Consider the following 20193-nt stretch of genomic DNA (forward strand, 5'->3'; position numbering starts at 1 on the left):
CCGTTCGACCCTGGCCACTGCGGCCGGCGGCGCGGGCCCCGGCCCGCAGACTGCCAGCCCTCATGAACGCATCCGCCAAATTCACGACATCCCAGATCCGCAGCGACTTCCTTGAGTTCTTCAAGGGCAAAGGCCACACCATCGTGCCGTCGGCGCCGCTGGTGCCGGGCAACGATCCGACCCTGCTGTTCACCAACTCCGGCATGGTGCAGTTCAAGGACGTGTTCCTGGGCGCGGAGAAGCGCAGCTACGTGCGTGCGGCCGACGTCCAGCGCTGCCTGCGTGCCGGCGGCAAGCACAACGATCTCGACCAGGTGGGCTACACCGCCCGCCATCACACCTTCTTCGAAATGCTGGGCAACTGGTCCTTCGGCGATTACTTCAAGAAGGATGCGATCGCCTGGGCCTGGGAGCTGCTGACCCAGGTCTGGAAGCTGCCCGCCGAGCGCCTGCTGGTCACGGTCTACCAGACCGACGACGAGGCCTACGCGCTGTGGCGCGACATGATCGGCATTCCGGAAGAACGCATCGTTCGCATCGGCGACAACAAGGGTGCGCCTTTCGCCTCGGACAACTTCTGGCAGATGGCCGATACCGGTCCGTGCGGTCCGTGTACCGAGATTTTCTACGACCACGGTGACCATATCGCCGGTGGCCCCCCGGGCTCGCCGGACGAAGATGGCGACCGCTTCATCGAAATCTGGAACCTGGTGTTCATGCAGTTCGATCGTCAGCAGGACGGCACGCTGATGCCGCTGCCGGCGCCGTGCGTGGACACCGGCATGGGCCTGGAACGCCTGGCCGCGATCCTGCAGCACGTGCATACCAACTACGAGATCGACCTGTTCCAGGCGCTGATCCGCAAGGCGTCGGAACTGACCGGCACCGCCGATCTGGAAAACAAGTCGCTGCGGGTGATCGCCGACCATATCCGCGCCTGTTCGTTCCTGATCGTCGATGGCGTGCTGCCGTCCAACGAAGGCCGCGGCTATGTGCTGCGCCGTATCATCCGCCGTGCGCTGCGACACGGCTGGATGCTGGGCGTGCGCCAGCCGTTCTTCAGCAAGCTGGTGCCGACCCTGGTCGAGCAGATGGGCGAGGCCTATCCGGAACTGCCGGCGCAGGTCGATACCGTCGTGCGTGCACTGCAGGCCGAAGAAGAGCGTTTCGCTGAAACACTCGACTCGGGCATGAAGATCTTCGACGACGTCGCCGCCAAGGTCAGCAATGGCGTGATTCCGGGCGTGGACGCCTTCCGCCTGTACGACACCTACGGCTTCCCGCTCGACCTCACCCAGGACATCGCCCGCGAGCGTGACCTGACCGTGGACATCGAGGGCTTCAATGCCGCGATGGAGACGCAGCGCGAGACCGCGCGTGCCGCCGGCAAGTTCGGCGGCGGCGTGACCCTGTCGGCCGATCTGGTCGCCACGCTCAAGCCGACCGTCTTCCTCGGCTACGACCGCCTGCAGGCCGATGGCCTCAACGTGGTCGCGATCCTCAAGGATGGCCGCCCGGTGGACGCTGCCCAGGCCGGTGACGAGGTCATCGTGCTGACCAGCCAGACCCCGTTCTACGCCGAATCCGGCGGCCAGGTCGGCGACACCGGCATCTTGTCCGCTGCCGGCGTGCAGATGCAGGTGAGCGACACCCAGAAGTTCGCGGGCCAGTTCCATGGCCACGTCGGCAAGCTCACCCAGGGCAACCTGAAGATCGGTGATGTGCTGTCCGGCCAGGTTGATGGCGAGCGCCGGGGCGCCACCATCCTCAACCACTCGGCCACCCACCTGCTGCATGCTGCCCTGCGCGAAGTGCTGGGCACCCACGTGCAGCAGAAGGGCTCGCTGGTGGCGCCGGACCGCCTGCGCTTCGACTTCTCGCATTTCCAGCCGATCAGCGCCGAGGAACTGGCGATCATCGAGCGCAAGGTCAACCAGCAGGTGCGCGTCAACAACGCTGTGGAAGTGCACAACATGGGCATGCAGGAGGCGCTGGACTTCGGCGCGATGGCCCTGTTCGGCGAGAAGTACGGCGAGAACGTGCGCGTGCTGAAGATGGGTGATTACTCCACTGAGCTGTGTGGTGGTACCCACGTCAACCGGACCGGTGACATCGGGCTGTTCAAGATCACCTCCGAGGGCGGCGTATCGGCCGGTGTGCGTCGTATCGAGGCCGTCACCGGCCAGGGCGCGCTGGACTACGTGGACGCCGAGGAGGCGCGCCTGGCCGAGGCCGCGGAACTGCTGGGTGGCAGCGCTGCCGACGTGGTCGAAAAGATCCGTGCGCTGGGCCTGCGCCAGAAGCAGCTGGAGCGCGAACTGGAGGCCGTGAAGGCCAAGGTCGCTGCCGGCGCCACGGCTGATCTGTCCGGGCAGGCCGTCGAGGTCGCCGGTGTGAAGGTGCTGGCCGTCCGTCTGGAAGGCTTCGATGCCAAGGCCCTGCGCGATGCCATGGACCGCCTGAAGCAGCAGTTGGGCAACGCGGTGATCGTGCTGGCCGGTGCCCAGGACGGCAAGGCAGCCCTGGTCGCGGGCGTGAACGGCAGTGCAATGGGCAAGGTCAAGGCCGGGGAACTGTTGTCCCATATCGCCGGTCAGATCGGGGGCAAGGGCGGCGGACGCCCGGACCTCGCCCAGGGTGGTGGCGAGGACGGGCCCGCCCTTGCCACCGCGCTGGCTGCGGTCGTCGAATGGGTCAGCCCCCGCCTGTGATGAACCCCTGCCGTCCCCCTCCTTGTAGGAGCGGGACGGCTGACGGTACCATTGCGAATCTTTTCCCTTTGTCGTGGGCGCGCTTCTTGACGGAGCGTCAAGCCGGTGGGGGATACCCTTCCACACGGTTCCATGGAGACTTAAAAAAATGTTGATCCTGACTCGCCGCGTCGGCGAAACCCTGATGATCGGTGACTCGGTGAGCGTCACCGTGCTTGGCGTCAAGGGTAACCAGGTGCGTATCGGCATCACTGCGCCGAAGGACGTCGCTGTGCATCGCGAAGAGATCTACCAGCGCATCCAGCGTGGTGACGAAGCCGGCAGCACCGGTGGTGAAAATTCTGCGGAATAAGGCTTTACCTTCGCGCGTGATTAACGTTATGATTCACGCCCCGCTGAGGTGCAACGCACCAGACGCGGAGAAAACCCCGGAGCGATGCCCGAGCGGCTGAAGGGGCTCCCCTGCTAAGGGAGTATAGGGTCAAAAGCTCTATCGAGGGTTCGAATCCCTCTCGCTCCGCCAGATACAAAGAAGCGCCTGCAGATCCTCGATCTGCAGGCGTTTTTCTTTTCCGCTCGCTTAAAGCCTTACGGTCACGCCGACCTGGAACCCGCGACCGGGCAGCGGTGCGATGTACTTCAACGGCGAGTTGTGTGGGCGGGCGTCGTCGTCCAGAAGGTTGCTGCCGTTGACGAACACTTCCATCCCAGCGATGTACGCATTGCGTACTGGCAGCTCGCGGCTGACCTGCAGATCGACCAGGTTGAATGCATCCAGCGGAATCTCTTCGCTGACGTTGCGGCCCAGGTACTTCTGCTTGTCGTAGTAGGTGCTGGAGAGTTGTACCTTCCAGCTGTCGCGCTGCCATTGCAGGGTGGCGCCATAGCGGTTGGTCGGCATGTTCGGCAGGTACTCGCCGTCGTTGTGCGCGCGCAGCGTGTCCGGACGATCAGCCTGGTTCCTGACCAGATCGGCGAAGGCGGACAGATTCAATTTCCCGTAGCCGCCAAGGTCGAGCGCCTGCGAGGCATCGATCTCGAACCCCTTCACCGTGGTGTCGGTCTGCTTCCAGTACTTCAGCGGCAGGCGGTTGGCCATCTGCATGCCGGAGTGGCCCTGGTAGAGGTAGTTTTCGTACTTCATCCGGTAGGCGGTGGCCGACAGCGCGAAGCCACCGAGGTGGAACAGTCCGGTCAACTCCAGGTTCTTCGCGCGTTCCGGCTGCAGGTTCTGGTTGCCTTCTTCCTGGGTCATTACCGAGTAATGCGCGTTGCTGGCATACAGCTCGTTGATCTCCGGTGCGCGTTGCGAGGACGAATAGCGCACCTTGGCGGCGAACAGCGGGCCGAGTTCGACATACGAACCCAGGGTGTAACTGTTGAGACGATAGGAGCGGTCCTGCAGCGTGGTGTTGGCAGCATTGCGCGAGGTCTTGAAGCGGCTGGGCTGCAGGTCATGGTCCACGCGTTCATGGCGGACGCCGGCATCGAAGGACGCCCAGCCGACGTCGAGGGTTTCCTTCAGGAACACCGCGTTGCTGCGCGTTTCCACATCAGGCAGGTAGCGCAGCGCGCCGCTGGCGGTCACGTCGCGCGCCTGATGGCTCAGGCCCAGCACGCCGCTGAGCGGCCCGACGGGTTGATGTGCCAGCAGCAGTTCGGCCTGGGTGCTCTGGAAGTCGTAGTCGTTGGCCCTGGTCGAGCCCAGGCGCTCGCCCGAGGCGTTGTCCAGTTTTGAAACCCGCAGTTCGGCACGTTCGACGTGCGGCAGCGGGTCCCGCAGCAATGCTTCCAGGGCGTAGCGCTGCTGTTTGATCACCACGCCCACCGGCAGGCCGTCGGCAGGGTTCGCGCCGAAGGACAGGTTCTGCATCGAGAAGCCCGGCACACCGTATTCGCTGTCCTTGGCATCGATGCTGACGCCGACGTAACCGCGATCGAAGAACCAGGTCGAGCCGAGTGCCACCTGCGAACTGCGTGAGTAGCTGTTACCCAGCCGATGGTGGTAATCGGGGGTCACATCGTTGTTGATCTGTTTCTGTACGTACGAAGGCGTGCCGGCGACATAGGCCGGGTTGACTGGATTGATGTAGGTGCGGCGCTGCCAGACCGAGGTCGGACTGTTGGTGTAGAAGGAAAAATCGCCATCGGCCCAATCGGGGTTCTCGGTCATGAACTGGTCGATGTAGGGTTGCGAGGCCTTGTTGTAGAGCTGCTGGACGCGCGCTTCCTTCTGGCAGCTGTCGGCCAGCGCCGAATTGACACCGCCGGTGGCCGGGAACAGGCGGGTGTTGCAGACGCCGGCCTTGCTGTTGCCGGGAATGTCGTAGTACGAGATGCGTTGCCGAGAGACCTGCAGGTTCGTCGAGACATTCCGCTGGTTGTTGAAGTTCATGCGGAAACCCTGCGCATCGGCCGCGTTGAAGCCTTTGCGCAGGACCAGTTCCATCGACTGGTCCTTGTCCTCCATCGTGCGCGAGATCAGACCGGAGTCGATGTCGACGCTGCCGCCGATGGCGTTGCCGCCGTAGCGGACGGTATCGGAGGATTTGTTGACGGTGACGCTGCGCACGAACAGCGGGTCAAAGGGAATGTTGATGTCGCCGCTGAAGGCGTTCATGCCGAGGATGGACTGGCCGTCCTCCAGGATCTGCACGCGGTTGCCGCTGAGGCTGCGGATGACCGGTGCGCCGGCGTTGGGCCCGAAGGCGCTGTTCTGCACGCCGGAGACATGTTCAAGCATGCCGCCGAGGGTGCGGTTCTGGGCCTGCGAGGCCTCGACAGTGACGATGCTGTCGATCCGGGAGGGCTTGCTTGCCTCGACCCGCACGGCGGGCAGGGTGGGGTCGTCGCTGGCATGGGCGTTGTGGACGACGAACAGGATGGCTGCAGCAAGCAGGTGACGACGCATGACACACTCCGTGAAAAGAATGTGAAATGTTATAACGTAACCATTTAGCTTCACAAGCCGGAGGGGGACGGCGCAGGGGGGGGATTGGGCCTGGCCATCGCCGGCAGCTTGGTCGCTTGCACGACCGGACGTTGGCGCGCAGCATCGGCCATTGCCGGTACCCCAGACCGCACCCTGCAGCACTTTCTCCACTCGAAAGGAGCCTTGCATGAAGCTGTTGTCCGCCGCGTTGCTGTCCGTGGCCCTGCTGCAGGCGATGCCTGCCCTGGCTGAAAGCCCGAAGTCCTCGCCGCTGCTGGGCCGCTGGTCGCTGGATATCGCCACGTCCGCGCTGCCTGAAGCACAGCGTCCGCAACAGGTCGTGCTGGAATTCAAGGATGCCGGCGCGGGCAGGTGGAGCTCGCACGTGGATATCGTCCTGCATGATGGCAAGACGATGAAATCCGACGGTACGCTGGCGTTGGATGGCACGCCCGCATCGCTGATAGGCAGCTACGGCGCCAACCAGGCGACGCTGAAACTGCCGGCGCCGAATACGCTGGTGATGCAACTGGTCGATCACGGTGCGCCGGCGTCCACCCGTGTGTATACGGTGGCCGCCGATCGCTCAACGATGACCGAAACCAAGGCGTTCTTCGGTCATGACGGCACGCCGATCCTGCAGACCAACCTGTTCAAGCGGTTGCCGTAGCGGTGTGATGCAGCGACACCCGCAGAGGCGGGCTCTGCGGATACCGTTGCTGCGGGCTCATGCGGCGGCGGGGTCGCGCTTGCCGGTATCGATCCCGTACCGGTCGATCGCCTGCTGCAGCAGGTTCCGTTCGACATGTCCGTCGTCGGCCAGGGCCTTCAGTGCGGCCAGCACGATGAAGTGGCGATCGACCTCGAAGAACGTCCGCAGCGATTCGCGTGTATCCGAGCGGCCGAAACCATCGGTGCCGAGTGCGATGAAGCGACGATCGCTGATGAAGGGGCGGATCTGGTCGCCGACGATCTTCATGTAATCGGTCGCCACCACCACCGGGCCGGCGTGGTCCTGCAGGCACTGCTGCACGTAGGGAACGCGCGGCTCGTCGGCCGGGTGCAGCAGATTCCAGCGCTCGACGGCCAGACCATCCCGGCGCAGTTCGGTCAGGCTGGTGGCGCTCCAGACGTCGCTGGCGACACCGAAATCCTGCTGCAGAAGATCGGCGGCGGCCAGCACCTCGCGCAGGATCGAGCCACTGCCCATCAACTGCACGCGAGGCCGTGCAATGGTGTCGGCAGCGGCGGGGCGCAGCAGATAGAGGCCCTTCAGGATGCCGGCCTCGGCGCCGTCGGGCAGGGCCGGGTGCGGGTAATTCTCGTTGAGCAGGGTGATGTAGTAGTAGATGTCTTCCTGGTCCACGTACATGCGGCGCAGGCCATCGTGGATGATCACCGCCAGCTCGAAATTGTAGGTCGGGTCATAGGACACGCAGCTGGGAATCACCGAGGACAGCACGTGGCTGTGGCCATCGTCGTGCTGCAGGCCTTCGCCCATCAGCGTGGTGCGGCCCGAGGTGGCACCAAGCAGGAAGCCGCGGGTGCGCGCGTCGGCTGCTGCCCAGGCCAGGTCGCCGACGCGCTGCAGGCCGAACATCGAATAGAAGATGTAGAACGGAATCGTGGCCAGGCCGTGGTTGGCGTATGCGGTACCGGCGGCGATCCACGAACAGATCGCGCCGGATTCGTTGATGCCTTCCTGCAGGATCTGGCCATCCTTGGCTTCCTTGTAATAGCTCAGCTGGCCAGCGTCCTGCGGCGTGTACAACTGGCCGAGGTAAGAGTGGATGCCGATCTGGCGGAACAGGCCTTCCATGCCGAAGGTTCGCGATTCATCGGGCACGATCGGGATCACCAGCCTGCCCAGCTCGGGATCCTTGAGCAGGGCGGTGAGGATGCGCACGAAGCCCATGGTGGTGGACTGGCCGCGATCACCACTTCCCTGCAGCTGGACGTTGAACGTGGACAGCGGCGGCAGTGGCAGCGGATCGACCTGTGCCAGGCGTGCCGGCAGCTGGCCGCCCTGCGCCTGGCGACGCTGCGCGAAGTAGAGCGCCTCCGGGCTGCCCGGCGCCGGGCTCAGGTACGGCATTTCCTCCAGCTGCTCATCGCTGATCGGTAGATCGAAACGGTCGCGGAAAGCGCGCACCGCATCGGTGCTCATCTTCTTCAACTGGTGATTGATGTTCTGGCCTTCGCCGGCCTCACCCATGCCGAAGCCCTTCACCGTCTTGGCCAATACCACGGTCGGCCGGCCCGCGGTGTTCACTGCCTGCTGGTAGGCGGCGTAAACCTTCTGCGGATCGTGGCCGCCACGTGCCAGCGCCCAGATCTCGTCGTCGCTCATGTGCGCGACCAGCGCCAGCAGTTCCGGGTAGCGTCCGAAGAAATGCTCACGTACATAGGCACCGCTCTGTGACTTGAAGGTCTGGTAGTCACCATCGACGCATTCCATCATGCGCTGGCGCAGCAAGCCGCTGTGATCACGTGCCAGCAGGTCGTCCCAGCCACCGCCCCAGATCACCTTGATCACGTTCCAGCCGGCGGCACGGAAGGTGCCTTCCAGTTCCTGGATCACTTTGGCGTTGCCGCGCACTGGTCCGTCCAGGCGCTGCAGGTTGCAGTTGACCACGAACACCAGGTTGTCCAAGCGCTCGCGCCCGGCCAGTGAAATGGCCGCCAGCGATTCGGGCTGATCCATTTCACCATCACCGAGGAAGGCCCAGACCTTGCGGCCCTGGTGCTGCTTCAGCCCGCGGTATTCCAGGTAGCGCATGTAACGGGCCTGATAGGCCGCGGTCAGCGGGCCCAGGCCCATCGATACGGTAGGGAACTGCCAGAACTCCGGCATCAACCGCGGGTGCGGATACGAGGACAGGCCCTCACGCCCGGCTTCGCGGCGGAAGTTGTCCATGCGCTCGGCGCTGATGCGGCCTTCCACGAATGCACGTCCATAGATGCCCGGTGCGGAATGGCCCTGGATGTAGATCATGTCGCCGTCGAAGGTGTCGGTACGGCCACGGAAGAAGTGATCGAAGCCCACGTCATACATGACCGCGGCGGACTGGTAGGTGGCGATGTGGCCGCCGACATTGGAATGCTTGCCGGCGCGCAGCACCATCACCATGGCGTTCCAGCGGATCATCGCGTTCAACCGCCGTTCGATGGCCAGGTCGCCCGGGTAGGCGGGCTGGCGCTCGGGTGGAATCGTGTTGGTGTAGGCGGTCCATGCGCGGGTGTGCAGGTCGCCATGCTGCTGCACATCAAGATCATCGAGCTGGTCCAGCAGGTAGTGCGCGCGGGGGCGGCCGCCAGCCTTGATCACCGCGTGCAGGGACTCGCGCCATTCGCGGGTTTCCTGCGGATCGGTGTCGAGAGGGAAGTGTGCCTGGTTCATGCTGCGTCTCCAGAGAGCGCCGGCCGGCATCTGCGCGACACCGCCGGCAGGACGACAGCTCTGGAGCGGAATCGCGCCGGCAGGGCCGTGGCGCGGGGGCGGCCTTGGTGGCTGCCGGGGAGACAAGCGTAGGCGGCGCATGGGTTGGCCGGTAGACAGGTGAGGGTTGGGTCTGCGCGAACCTGCGCTTTGCCCGGCGCCGCTGCAATGCGGTTGTCATCGTCGGTGTGCACCCTGCTGGGTTTTCCAGCCTCGGGGTGGTTGGTCGGTTGTGAACAGCGTCAGGATCTGGGAGAAGAGCTACGCCTTGCGGCGCCGCCTGCTGCGTGGCTTCTTCCTTCGGCGTGGTTCACACGCTGCCGATGCCGAGGATCTGGCCCAGGAGGTCTATCTGCGCCTGCTGCGCAGCACCGGCGAAGACGCCGCGGCGATCGAGAACCCTGAAGCCTATCTGTTCGCGGTGGCAGCCAACCTGGCCCGTGAACAGGCACGCTCGCGCTCCGGCCTGCCGCAGATCGAGGACGTCGACCTGCTGGCCGAGGTACTCAGCAGCGAAGAGGACATCGAGGCTGATTTCGAGCGGGCGCAGCGCTGGAGCGGAATCCGTGGCGCCATCGCGCAACTGCCGCCCACGACGCGGCGGGTGATGGAGCTGCACTACCGCGAAGGACTGGATTGCCATCAGGTGGGGGCGCAGCTGGACGTGTCGGTGCACATGGTGCGCAAGCACATCGGCAAGGGGCTGGAAGCCTGCAGGAAGGCGCTGGGCGCCGGGAAGGACGGATGAACCAGCAGGAGCCTGCAGCGATGGATGACGAGGTGGCCGAACAGGCTGCGCACTGGTTCCTGTGCAACCGCGAGGGTGACCTGAGCGCTGCGCAGCGCGCCGAGTTCATGGCGTGGATGAAGGGCTCGCCCGAGCACGTGCGCGCGTACCTGCATGCCCTGCATCTGCACCGGCAGGTGGGCGCGGCGATGTCGGTGCACCCGCAGGAACAGGGAAGCAGGGCAGTGCTGCCGATGCTGCCGGCAACGGCGAAAGTGGTGCCGTTGTTTGCCGCGCCCGTGCCCGCGCCGCGCGCCGTGGTTGCAACACGAACGCGCCGGCCGCTCTGGAGGCGGGTGGCTGCGGTGGCGTGCGGACTGTTGCTGGTGGCCGGTCTGCTGCCGTGGCTGATGCCGCGCGAACAGATGCTGGTCGCTGGGCACGGGCAACTGCGTGAGGTGCTGCTGGCTGACCAGACGCAGGTGCGGCTGAATGCAGACAGCCGTCTGCGGGTGAAGATTGGCTGGTTCAGCCGCCGCGTCGAACTGCTGCAGGGCGAGGCCACATTTGATATCGCAGCGGATCGCCGGCCCTTCGAGGTACGGGTCAGTGATCTGCAGATCCGTGACATCGGCACCGTGTTCGATGTGTCGCGCCGGTTGCAGAGCACGCGCATCGGCGTGGTATCCGGCGAGGTGGAGGTCTGGACCGCCGGTGATGGGCAACGCCGGCTGGCGCAGCTGCCCGCCGGGCGGGTGGTGCAGGTCGATCATCTCAGCCATGCGGTGCAGCCGCTGGAAATACCGATGTCCATGCTGCTGGACTGGCAGCAGCGCCGGGTGTCGTTCCGTGATGAGCGGCTGGACGAGGTGGCTGCTGCGTTCAACCGGCACAACCAGGTGCAGGTGCGGGTGACCGATGACGTGGCGCGGGCGGCGCGCCTGTCGGGCAGCCTGGCGGCGCACCGGGTTGCTGCGCTGCAGGCATTCCTGCAGCGGGACGCGCGCTTCGTCATCCGCCGCGAACAGGACACGGTATGGGTCTCCAGCCGCTGATCCCGGTTGGGCGATGGGCTGTCAGAAAAAATTCATCGAATCGGCGTTCTCCACTTCCGCCGATGCCGGCTCTTACTTGGGAGAAGCCGCTGTCGAATGCCGACGCGGCAGCAGCAGTCCTCTCTCCTGCAAGGAACCGTGATGCGCAAGAAGCTCTATCTGTCGGTGGTACTGGCCTTGTCTCCCTGTCTGGGCGCACATGCGCAGGCGGTGTCGTCCAACGGGCTTGAGACCAAGGTCACTGCAGCGATCGCCGCGCAGCCTTTGAGCCAGGCACTGGAGCAGCTGTCACGCAGCTCCGGCGTGCAGTTCCTGTATGCCGGCGCGGGCAATGCACCGATGGCGGGCGCGGTACCGCGGGGCGCCACCGTCAAGCAGGCGCTGGACACGCTGCTGGCCGGCACCGGCATGCGCTACACGGTGCTGGACGGCAACGTGATCGCCATCGATGCGGCACCGGCACAGCGCGAAACCGGGCCGGCCGCACCGGCACCGCAGCAGCCGCAAGCCGTGGTCGCTCCGACGCTGGGAACGATCAAGGTGATCGCCGCCCATGAGGTGATCGATCAGAAGAAAACCTCGCCGGTCATCAAGGATTCGGTGATCTACGATGAGATGGACAGCTACGGCGATGAGACGCTGGCCGAGAGCCTGATGGCCGCGCCCGGTCTGAGTGCGGTGGAAGATGCGGGCGAACCGCGCTATGTGACCGTGCGCGGCGTGCAGGCCAATCTCAACTACACGACCATCGACGGCATCGCGATCGCAAGCGTGGGTGGCAGTGGCTCCGGCGAGCGCATGAACAACCTGCAGCTGATTCCCAGCGACATCGGCACCCGCACGGACATCTACAAGAGTTTCAGCGCCGAGCAGGCACCGGATGCCATTGGTGGTGTGATCGACATCATCAGCCGCAGTGCCTTTGACCGCTCCGGCAAGTATGTGTTCGCCGACGTGGCCGGCATCTATTCCACGGCCGAGACCAATGTGGGGCGCAGCGCGGGTGGCGACCACAAGACCCTGGGGCACTTCGGCAAGAGCGCCAAAGCGGTGTTCTCCAACCAGTTCGGTGCCGATGACCAGTTCGGCATCGTCGCTGTTGCGCGCTATGAACAGCGCTCGCGCAACAGCGTCAAGCGCTGGGTGGAATCGAACTATTACTACAACGATGCCGGCAAGTACCTCACCGATGGCACCACCGGCCCGGACGAGGCGAAAGGCTGGAACGGCCTGCGTGCGCCGGGCAACTTCAGCACCGGCACCTACACCAACTACATCACCAACTTCGGTGGCTCGGCCAAGCTGGAATGGAAGCCGTCGGACGATCCGTTCTACGCCTCGCTGCTGCTGTACTCGTACCGGTTCTACGAGAACTCGACGATGAACAAGACCGATCTGTATGGCAACGCCAAGTTCCCGATACGCAACCAGAGCGAGGACGGCGGCACCACCCAGATCAACAGCATCTACATCAAGAACCGCCATGACCGCTGGGACCGCAGCAATCGCGGTGCGATCGCCAGCTTCAACTGGGATATCGGCGGCCTTTCGCGGCTGACCCTGCGCGCCGGCCACACCGAAGAGACCTTCCACAACACCCAGGTCTACTGGGGCGTACGCGCGTACCCGAGCAACCTGTTCGTCGACTATGCCAACGACAGCCATGGCTTTCCGAACGCGGTGGGTGTCTCGGACTCCAGCCTGTTGACCAGCTCGGCGTTCAAGCTCAATCCCGCGCAGGCCTACATCTCGCCGCGCGACGCCAAGGAGAGCATCGACAACCTGCGTGCCGACTTCAGCTACAACATCGATGCCGATGCGCGCGGCTTCGGTCTCGCTGCTGGTGCCGAGTATCGCCACCTGAAGATCTGGCAGGACATCGATTTCGATTACTACAAGACCAGCGCGACCCTGAACGACTATCTGTATCCGGGTTCGACCCTGCTTGGCAGCGTCCCCGGCTTCCCGCTGATCGACAACCGCAAGTGGCATGACGAGCTGTACCCGAAGCTGGGCAACAACGATGCGGCCTACCCGAATGCCGATTTCACCAGCGACTACAAGTACGTGGAGGACATCGCCAACGCCTACGTCTCGGCGCATTACGCCTGGGACCGGCTGCTGCTGATCGGTGGCCTGCGCTATGACCACACTACCTTCGATGCGTTCAGCCCGTTCAGCGATGATGGCGGTACCACCTACACCTCGGCATTCCGCAAGAGCAGTGGCGGCTACAACAACCTGCTGCCGTCATTGAATGCGACCTTCAAGCTGAGCGAGAACCAGCGCCTGCGCTTCTCCGCCAGTCGCACGCTGGGGCGGCCGACACCCAGCAACATCGCCCAGGCCACCAGCACCAGCTGTGGCGATGACGAACTGGGCGGAGGCTTCTGCACCATCAAGCAGGGCAATGCCTCGCTGCAGCCGCGCCGCTCGACCAATCTCGACCTGGCCTGGGACCTGTACTTCAATGGCAATAACGGCCTGGTCTCGGTGGCGCTGTTCGACAAGGTCATCAAGGACGACATCTATACCTTGACCACGTTCGAGAACATCGGCGACGTCCGCTATCGCGTCACCCAGCCGATGAACACCGATGAGTCGACGCTGCGCGGTGTCGAGTTCGCGGTGGCAAACCGCAATCTGCAGTGGGGCCGCCAGCGCTTCGACATGTACCTCAATGCCACCCGACTGGACGGACAGACCAACTACCGTATCAGTGATGGCAGCGAGCGCCGCCTGGACCGCCTGCTGTACCAGCCGGACTGGTCGGTGAACGGCTCGGTGATCTGGCGCATGCCGTGGAAGAGCTCGCAGCTGCGCGTGTCCGGCACCTACCGCAGCCGCATGCTGGTCGACTTCGGCGATACCCAGTGGCTGGACTCGTACTACGACCCGTACATGACCTTCAACCTGGCCTTCAGCCACAAGGTCAGCAAGCACGTGACGCTGAAGTACGAGGCGAAGAACCTGTTCAATACCCAGCCAACCTACAGCACCGGTCCGAACGGACGCTTCCGCACCGAGATCGATGACTACGGTCGCTTCTTCTACTTCCACATCATCTACAACTGAGGGCGGCCGTCTTGGATACGATCAATCGCAGGCGCTTCCTTGCCATGTCGGGACTTTCCGCGTTGGGTGCGTGGGCCGGGACCGCCCGCGCGCTGGCCGCGCAGAACGATGCGGCGGCGTTGAATCCACGCAATCTGCTGGCTTCACCGCGCTTTGCCAGTACGCCGTTCACCCTCGGCGTGGCATCCGGTGATCCGTCAGCCGACGGCATGGTGTTGTGGACGCGGCTGGCCACCGAGCCCCTGGTGTTCGGTGGCGGCATGCCCACCCGGCCGATGGTGGTGGGATGGCAGGTGGCCGCTGACGAGGGCATGCGCACCGTGGTACGGCAGGGAACCTCGCTGGCCCACCCCGAACTTGGCCATGCGCTGCACGTGGAACTGGACGGCCTGCTGCCGGGGCGTCCGTACTGGTACCGCTTCACCGTGGGAGGCCATGCCAGTGCGATCGGGCGCACCCACACCCTGCCTGCGGCGAGCGCGCCGATCAAGCGCGTGCGCTTCGCGGTGGCCGGTTGCCAGCATTTCGAAGAAGGGCACTACACGGCCTGGCGACACATTGCCGAGCAACCACTCGATTTCGTGTTCCATTACGGCGACTACATCTACGAGGGCGAAAGCCAGACCGGCGTGCGCAAGATGAACGGTCAGCCGTTCACCAACCTGCGCAACCACGTTGGCCCACAGACCTACACGCTCGACGACTATCGCCGCCGCTACGCGCAGTACAAGACCGATACAGACCTGCAGGCGGCGCACGCCGCGTCACCGTGGTTCGTGACGTTCGACGACCATGAAGTGGACAACAACTGGGCGGGTGCCGAAGACCAGGACGGTACGCCCAGCGAACTGTTCCTGCTGCGCCGCGCACAGGCGTTCCAGGCGTATTACGAGAACATGCCGTTGCGCGCTTCGTCGTTCCCGCGCGAGGGTCATATGCAGATGTTCCGTCGCGCACGCTACGGCACGCTGCTGGACCTGCACCTGCTCGATACCCGCCAGTACCGCAGCAAGCAGGTGGACATGGCGCAGCGCGGACAGGTGGAATCTGCCGAGCGCAGCATTGTGGGTGCGAAGCAGGAGCAATGGCTGTTCGATGGCCTGGCCGATGCCGCGCCACGCTGGCACGCGATCGCGCACCAGGTCTCATTGGGCAATTACATGCGCGAGAAGGACGGCGTGGTGCAATCTTCCGATGACCAGTGGTCCGGCTACCTGTCCAGCCGCCGGCGCCTGCTCGATCACATCCAGAAGGTGGGCTTCGGTAACGTGGTGACCGCCTGTGGCGATGCACACCGTCACTATGCCAGCGACCTGGTGCAGGACAACGTCGATTCCGGGGTGATTTCCAGCGAGTTCCTGGCGACCTCGATCAGCTCGGGCGCTGACGGGCAGGGCGTGGATGCCTATGCAGAGAACCAGCTGCGGCACAGCCCCCACTTGAAAGCGACGACGGACAAGCGCGGTTACGTGCTGTGTGATGTCACCCGTGATGCCTGGATCGGTGACATGAAGACGCTCGATACGGTCATGCGGCCGAACGGCGCGCTGCAGAGCTGGAAGCGCTATGCGGTGGAGCACGGCCGACCGGGGTTGCAGGAGGCCTGAGCCGGCTGTCCTGCCCTGTAGAGCCGGGCAAGCGCCCGGGGCTACGGAAGTACTTTCAGCCGTGTTCGAAGCGCAACGGTGCGGTGCCCATGGCGGGGTCGCTCGTACCAGGACGGCCATCTTCGGCACGGCCGGCCAAGCGTTGCTCGACGCCCTCCGAGCGCACGATCAGGTCGTACCAGCCTGCGGTCGGTGTCGGGTCCCAGGCCAGTACGGTTTCCGCGCCGGCCACCAGCTGCAGTTCCTGTACCGGCATGTGGCCCGCGTAGGCGCCGCCCTGCACCTTGACCCTGCGCGCTGAAGGCGATGGATTGCGCAGCACCAGCCGCAGCTGGCCGTCCGCGCGTTCCACCTGTGCATACAGCGGCGCGAGCGTGCCCGCGCCGCGATAGTGGCGATGGAACCCATTCGGCCCCAGCAGCCAGAGGTCGTAACGACCCTGTGCATCCAGCGGCCAATGATCCTGCAACGGGGCACCCGGTACTACGGTGTAACGGCGCGGGATGGCGTCCAGCTGCAAGCGGTCGTAGACATGCAGCACGGCCGTGGCGCCATCGCTGGCCAGCTGCAGGGTGAGGCCCTCGCCATCCATCGACGTGGCCTGCACCTGCGGCCGATAGGGCAGTGCCCGCGCCGGACGCACGCCCGGCTCCTGGCGGGCCGGATGCAGGCCATCGGGCAGCGCAGGCACGGTACGGCCGGGCAGGGCGGCGGCGCGCGCTGCGACGGCGGTGACATCCGGCAGCGCCTTGACGAAGGGGCGCGTGTCGCGCTGGGCGAAGTCGAAGGCGTTGCTGAGATCACCGCAGACCGCACGCCGCCACGGCGAGATGTCCGGTGCGGCCACGCCGAAGCGACGCTCGATCAGGCGCAGCACCGAGGTGTGGTCGTAGACCTGCGAGTCGACCCAGCCGCCACGGCTCCACGGCGAAATCACATACAACGGGACACGCGGGCCGAGACCATAGGGGCGGCCGCGCAGCTCGGCGGCATCGTATTTCCCGTCGCCCGGTGCCGGGTTGCGGTGGTACTCGCCCTCGGTGCTGACCGCCGATGCACCGGCCCAGCCATCGCCAAGCGGAGAGGGCGGTGCCGGCGGCGGTACATGGTCGAAGAAGCCATCGTTCTCATCGAACATCAACAGCAGGGCGGTGCGGCTCCACACCTCGGGATCGGCGGTCAATGCATCAAGCAGGCGCGCAGTATAGGCGGCGCCCTGCGCGGGGCTGGACGGCCCCGGATGCTCGCTGCCGGCCGCATCGGCGATGATGAAACTGACCTGCGGCAGGCGGCCGCTGATCGCGTCCTCGCGCAGCTGCGCCAGGCCACGGGTGCTGACGCCGCGTGCGCGCAGCTCCGGGTCATGCCCCGGGTCGCCGCGGTGCGCCTGGCGGAAGGCCTCGAACCCGGCCAGCGGGTTGTCGGTGAAGTTGTCGGCCATGTCCTGGTAGATCTGCCAGGACACACCGGCCTGCTGCAATCGCTCGACATAGCTGGTCCAGCGATACGACTCCGGATAGCCGCCCTGCTCGGGGAAATTGTCGTGCGAGTTTGCGATCACCGGGCCGCCTGCGCGGGCCTGGGCATCGTTGTGGCCGGTCCACAGGAACACGCGGTTGGGGTTGGTGCCGGCCTGCATCGCGCAGTGGTAGGCATCGCAGAGGGTGAACGCATCGGCCAGGGCGAACTGGAACGGCATGTCGCTGCGCTGGAAGTAGCCCATCGAATGGTTCTGCTTGGCCTTGGGCCAGTGCGCCATGCGTCCGTGGTCCCACGCCTGTTGTGCATCCGGCCAGGTGTGCGGCGTGCCTTCCACCCGCATGTAGCCGAAGTGCGCAGCGGTATCCAATGGGAAAGGGGCGATCGCGCGCTGGCCGCTGGCATCGGGCTGCAGCCACAGGCTGCGCGGGCGGTCGCCACCGGGCAGCGGTGATGCCGGCGCAACGAAGCGGTCGCCGAAACCACGTACGCCCGGCAGGGTGCCGAAGTAGTGGTCGAACGAACGGTTCTCCTGCATGAACACCACGATGTGCTGCAGGTCCTGCAAGCTGCGCGTGCGCGAAGCAGGGGCGATCACTGCTGCCCGGGCGATGCTGGGCAGCAGCGGCGAAAGGCCGGCGGCGACGCCGGCCTGCAACAGTCGGCGTCGGCCGGTATCGGTCACAGGGTCACACTCACAAGTCCACGCGGAAGGAGATGCCGACGGTGCGCGGGGCGCCGATGAAGGCGTTGTCGCGTCCGTCCACCCCTGCAAGATAGCGCTTGTCGGTCAGGTTGCTCACCACCAGGTTGGCGCCCATACCCTTCAGGCGCGGCGACAGGCCCTGCAGGTCGAAGCCGATGTTGGCGTTGAACACGGTGGCCGAAGGCAGTTTGTTGACATTGGCCGCATCCAGGTAGCGCTCGCCGAGGTAGCGACCGGACAGGCCGAAGTTCCAGTTCTCACCCTGCCAGTCGGCCGACACCACCAGGATCTGCTCGGGCTGGCCGATCACCTTGGCGCTGTCGACGATGCCCAGCTGCTTGTCGCGCGCGTCGTTGCCGCTGCCCAGGTACTTGGAGCGGTTGTAGGTGTAGGCGGCATTGATGCGCCAGCCATTGTCCCAGCCGTAGCCGAAGGCTGCTTCCAGGCCGTTGCTCTCCACGCCGCCGAAGTTCTCGTAGACGCCATCGGTCTCGCCGAGGTAGTCGATGCCGCTGACCAGACCGGCCGGCAGGTAGACGATGCGGTTGTCGAACTTGATGTTGTACAGGGTGACCGAGGCGGTCAGCGGCCAGCGGCTGATGCGCATGCCCAGTTCGATGTTGTCGGCGGTTTCCGGTTCGACGTTGCGGAAGCGCTGCGGATCGGTTTCACCCAGCACGCCGGAGGGGATCGCGGCGAAGTTCTGCGAGTAGCCGGCGAACAGCTCCATGCCCTCCACACCCGGGGCCCAGGTGAAGCCGGTGGACAGCAGCGGATCGGACTTCGAATCGGACTTCACATTCTCGGCGGCGCCGATCACACGGCGACGCGACTGGTCGACGAAGAACTGCTTCACGCCGAGGCGTGCGCTGAACGGGCCGAAGCGGGCCACGTCCTCGACGTAGTACATCTGCTCATCGACCTTGTACTTGTCTTCGAACTGCACCCAGTAGGGCTGGTGGTCGAAGGCGATGTCCTGGCCGACGTTGAGCAGGCGGTGCCAGTCGCGGCGCACGGAACGGTCGAGCTTCTCCACCCACAGGCCACCGCGGATCGTGTTGTCGATCGCGCCGAAGGTCTGCCGCCATTCGACGTCGGCGGTGACGCCCATGCGATCGTTGTCGTAGTGGGAATGGCGGTAGGACTGCGCGCCCTGCACATTGCCGGCGTAGCAGTTGGGGTCGTACTCGGCGCTGAAGCCGAGTCGCGGCGTGCAGTTGGCCAGACGCTGGGCGGAACTGCCATCGGGGTTCACGAAGTAGATCTGGCCGCGGTTGCTGCCGCCGTAGACTGTCCTGCCGCCGAGGTATTCCGACTGCGGGCGACCGGCGCCATCGTCGCTGACATCGGCCAGGTACGGCGGCAGCCAGTCACCGCGGCCCTGCATGCGGTGCCCGTACGCAGCCGTCGAGGCTTTGAAACCGTTGCCGCCATCGAAGGCCGCGCGCAGGTAGCCGAAGGTGTTCTCGCGCAGTGCGCGCGAACCGGAGCGGTAGTTCTGGTCCAGATACGGAATGCCGGTCAGGGTGCCGACCAGGCCATCCCGGTCCGGGTTGGTGGCGAAGCCCTTCGGTGAAACGCTGGTGTATTCCGGCTCGTCGGCATCGTTGTAGGACAGGTAGCCGGTCAGGGTCCAGCGGTCCAGCTCGGTGATGAACTTGCCGGCGATGTTGTCGTTGCTGGTGTGACCAGTGCCATCGATCCAGTCATGCACGCGCGCCGATGATGCGCTGATCCACGCGCGGGTGTGTCCGCCCAGCAGGCCTGTGTCGTAGCGTACGTAGTACTTGCGTGCTTCATTGTCACCGGCACCCACCACCATGCGCAGGCGCTGTTCCTGCAGTGGATCGCTGGTGAGGAAGTTCAGGGTGCCGCCCAGCGCTTCGTTCGAGCGCGAGGAGATATCGGCAGTGCCCTGGCTCACCTCTACCGTCTCCAGGTCGAGCGTGTCGATGTAGCGGTTGGCCAGCGAGCCGCCGCCATACCCGGAGCCGCCATTGGGCAGGCTGTCGATGGTGGTGCCGATCTGCTGGGTATCGCGGTTGGTGACGAAGCCGCGCATGCTGATCTGCGTGCCCCAGACCGACGAGCCAGTGGCATCGGCTTCGCTGACGACCACGCCGGGCACTTCGTTGAGCGCGCCATTGACGCTGCTCAGCACGGTCTGCCGGTTCAAGGTTTCCTGCCGCACCGAGGTCTTGGCATAGCTGGTGGCCTGGCCGATCACCTGCACCTGGTCCAGGGTCCGCGCGTCGGCGCTTCGCGTATCGGCTGCATCGCCCTGCGGAGCTTCAGCCAGGGCATCCAGTGCGGGAGCAATCAGCAGGGCAAGCAGCGAGATACGGGGAAAGCGCGCAATCGTTCGCATCGAAACCGGACCTTCAGGGGAGGAAAGTCCGGGAGTGTCGGCAGCGCCGATGACATGGCGGTGACGCGCAGATGCAGGGAGTGTGTTGTGTGAC

Annotated in this window: 11 protein-coding genes and 1 tRNA gene; 8 read left to right on the top strand and 4 right to left on the bottom strand. The window is 65.0% G+C overall.

Annotated elements, in window-relative coordinates:
• Positions 1 to 62 precede the first annotated feature (62 nt).
• From alaS to QP457_RS08390, 3 genes are all read left to right on the top strand, one after another.
• Positions 63 to 2711 (top strand): alanine--tRNA ligase, encoded by a 2649-nt coding sequence (alaS, locus tag QP457_RS08380; RefSeq protein ID WP_180167578.1) that lies wholly within the window; start codon positions 63 to 65, stop codon positions 2709 to 2711.
• 148 nt (positions 2712 to 2859) lie between these two features.
• The gene (gene csrA / locus QP457_RS08385) at positions 2860 to 3063 is read left to right on the top strand and encodes a carbon storage regulator CsrA (RefSeq protein WP_025878924.1); all 204 of its coding nucleotides are present in this window, start codon (positions 2860 to 2862) and stop codon (positions 3061 to 3063) included.
• Positions 3064 to 3141: 78 nt separating this feature from the next.
• Positions 3142 to 3234: transfer RNA gene (locus QP457_RS08390), tRNA-Ser, on the top strand.
• A 57-nt stretch (positions 3235 to 3291) separates the two neighbouring features.
• Here QP457_RS08390 and QP457_RS08395 read toward each other — a convergent pair.
• Entirely contained in the window at positions 3292 to 5622 is a 2331-nt protein-coding gene (locus tag QP457_RS08395; RefSeq protein WP_205405302.1) for a TonB-dependent receptor, read from the bottom strand.
• Between the two features lie 208 nt (positions 5623 to 5830).
• Here QP457_RS08395 and QP457_RS08400 point away from each other — a divergent pair, with 208 nt between their 5' ends.
• A complete protein-coding gene (locus tag QP457_RS08400; protein ID WP_100552151.1) occupies positions 5831 to 6313 on the top strand; it encodes a LuxR family transcriptional regulator in 483 nt (160 codons plus the stop codon).
• Between the two features lie 57 nt (positions 6314 to 6370).
• Here QP457_RS08400 and aceE read toward each other — a convergent pair whose 3' ends face one another.
• A complete protein-coding gene (gene aceE, locus QP457_RS08405; protein WP_205405301.1) occupies positions 6371 to 9043 on the bottom strand; it encodes a pyruvate dehydrogenase (acetyl-transferring), homodimeric type in 2673 nt (890 codons plus the stop codon).
• A 271-nt stretch (positions 9044 to 9314) separates the two neighbouring features.
• Here aceE and QP457_RS08410 point away from each other — a divergent pair, with 271 nt between their 5' ends.
• From QP457_RS08410 to QP457_RS08425, 4 genes are all read left to right on the top strand, one after another.
• The gene (locus QP457_RS08410) at positions 9315 to 9830 is read left to right on the top strand and encodes a sigma-70 family RNA polymerase sigma factor (protein WP_180167575.1); all 516 of its coding nucleotides are present in this window, start codon (positions 9315 to 9317) and stop codon (positions 9828 to 9830) included.
• Positions 9827 to 10864, top strand: coding sequence for a FecR domain-containing protein (locus tag QP457_RS08415; protein ID WP_205405300.1), 1038 nt, complete (start codon positions 9827 to 9829; stop codon positions 10862 to 10864). Before QP457_RS08410 ends, QP457_RS08415 begins: the two co-directional genes overlap by 4 nt.
• Positions 10865 to 11005: 141 nt before the next feature.
• Entirely contained in the window at positions 11006 to 13939 is a 2934-nt protein-coding gene (locus QP457_RS08420) for a TonB-dependent receptor (RefSeq protein WP_205405299.1), read from the top strand.
• Positions 13940 to 13950: 11 nt separating this feature from the next.
• Positions 13951 to 15546, top strand: a complete 1596-nt coding sequence (locus QP457_RS08425; protein ID WP_205405298.1) for an alkaline phosphatase D family protein — start codon at positions 13951 to 13953, stop codon at positions 15544 to 15546.
• 55 nt (positions 15547 to 15601) lie between these two features.
• Here QP457_RS08425 and QP457_RS08430 read toward each other — a convergent pair whose 3' ends face one another.
• Complete coding sequence (locus QP457_RS08430; protein ID WP_205405297.1) at positions 15602 to 17710, bottom strand: phospholipase C, phosphocholine-specific; 2109 nt, start codon at positions 17708 to 17710, stop codon at positions 15602 to 15604.
• Between the two features lie 10 nt (positions 17711 to 17720).
• Complete coding sequence (locus QP457_RS08435; RefSeq protein WP_205405296.1) at positions 17721 to 20099, bottom strand: TonB-dependent receptor; 2379 nt, start codon at positions 20097 to 20099, stop codon at positions 17721 to 17723.
• Between the last annotated feature and the right edge of the window lie 94 nt (positions 20100 to 20193).

The sequence above is a fragment of the Stenotrophomonas sp. As-7 genome (assembly GCF_030291015.1).
Lineage (GTDB): Bacteria > Pseudomonadota > Gammaproteobacteria > Xanthomonadales > Xanthomonadaceae > Stenotrophomonas > Stenotrophomonas lactitubi.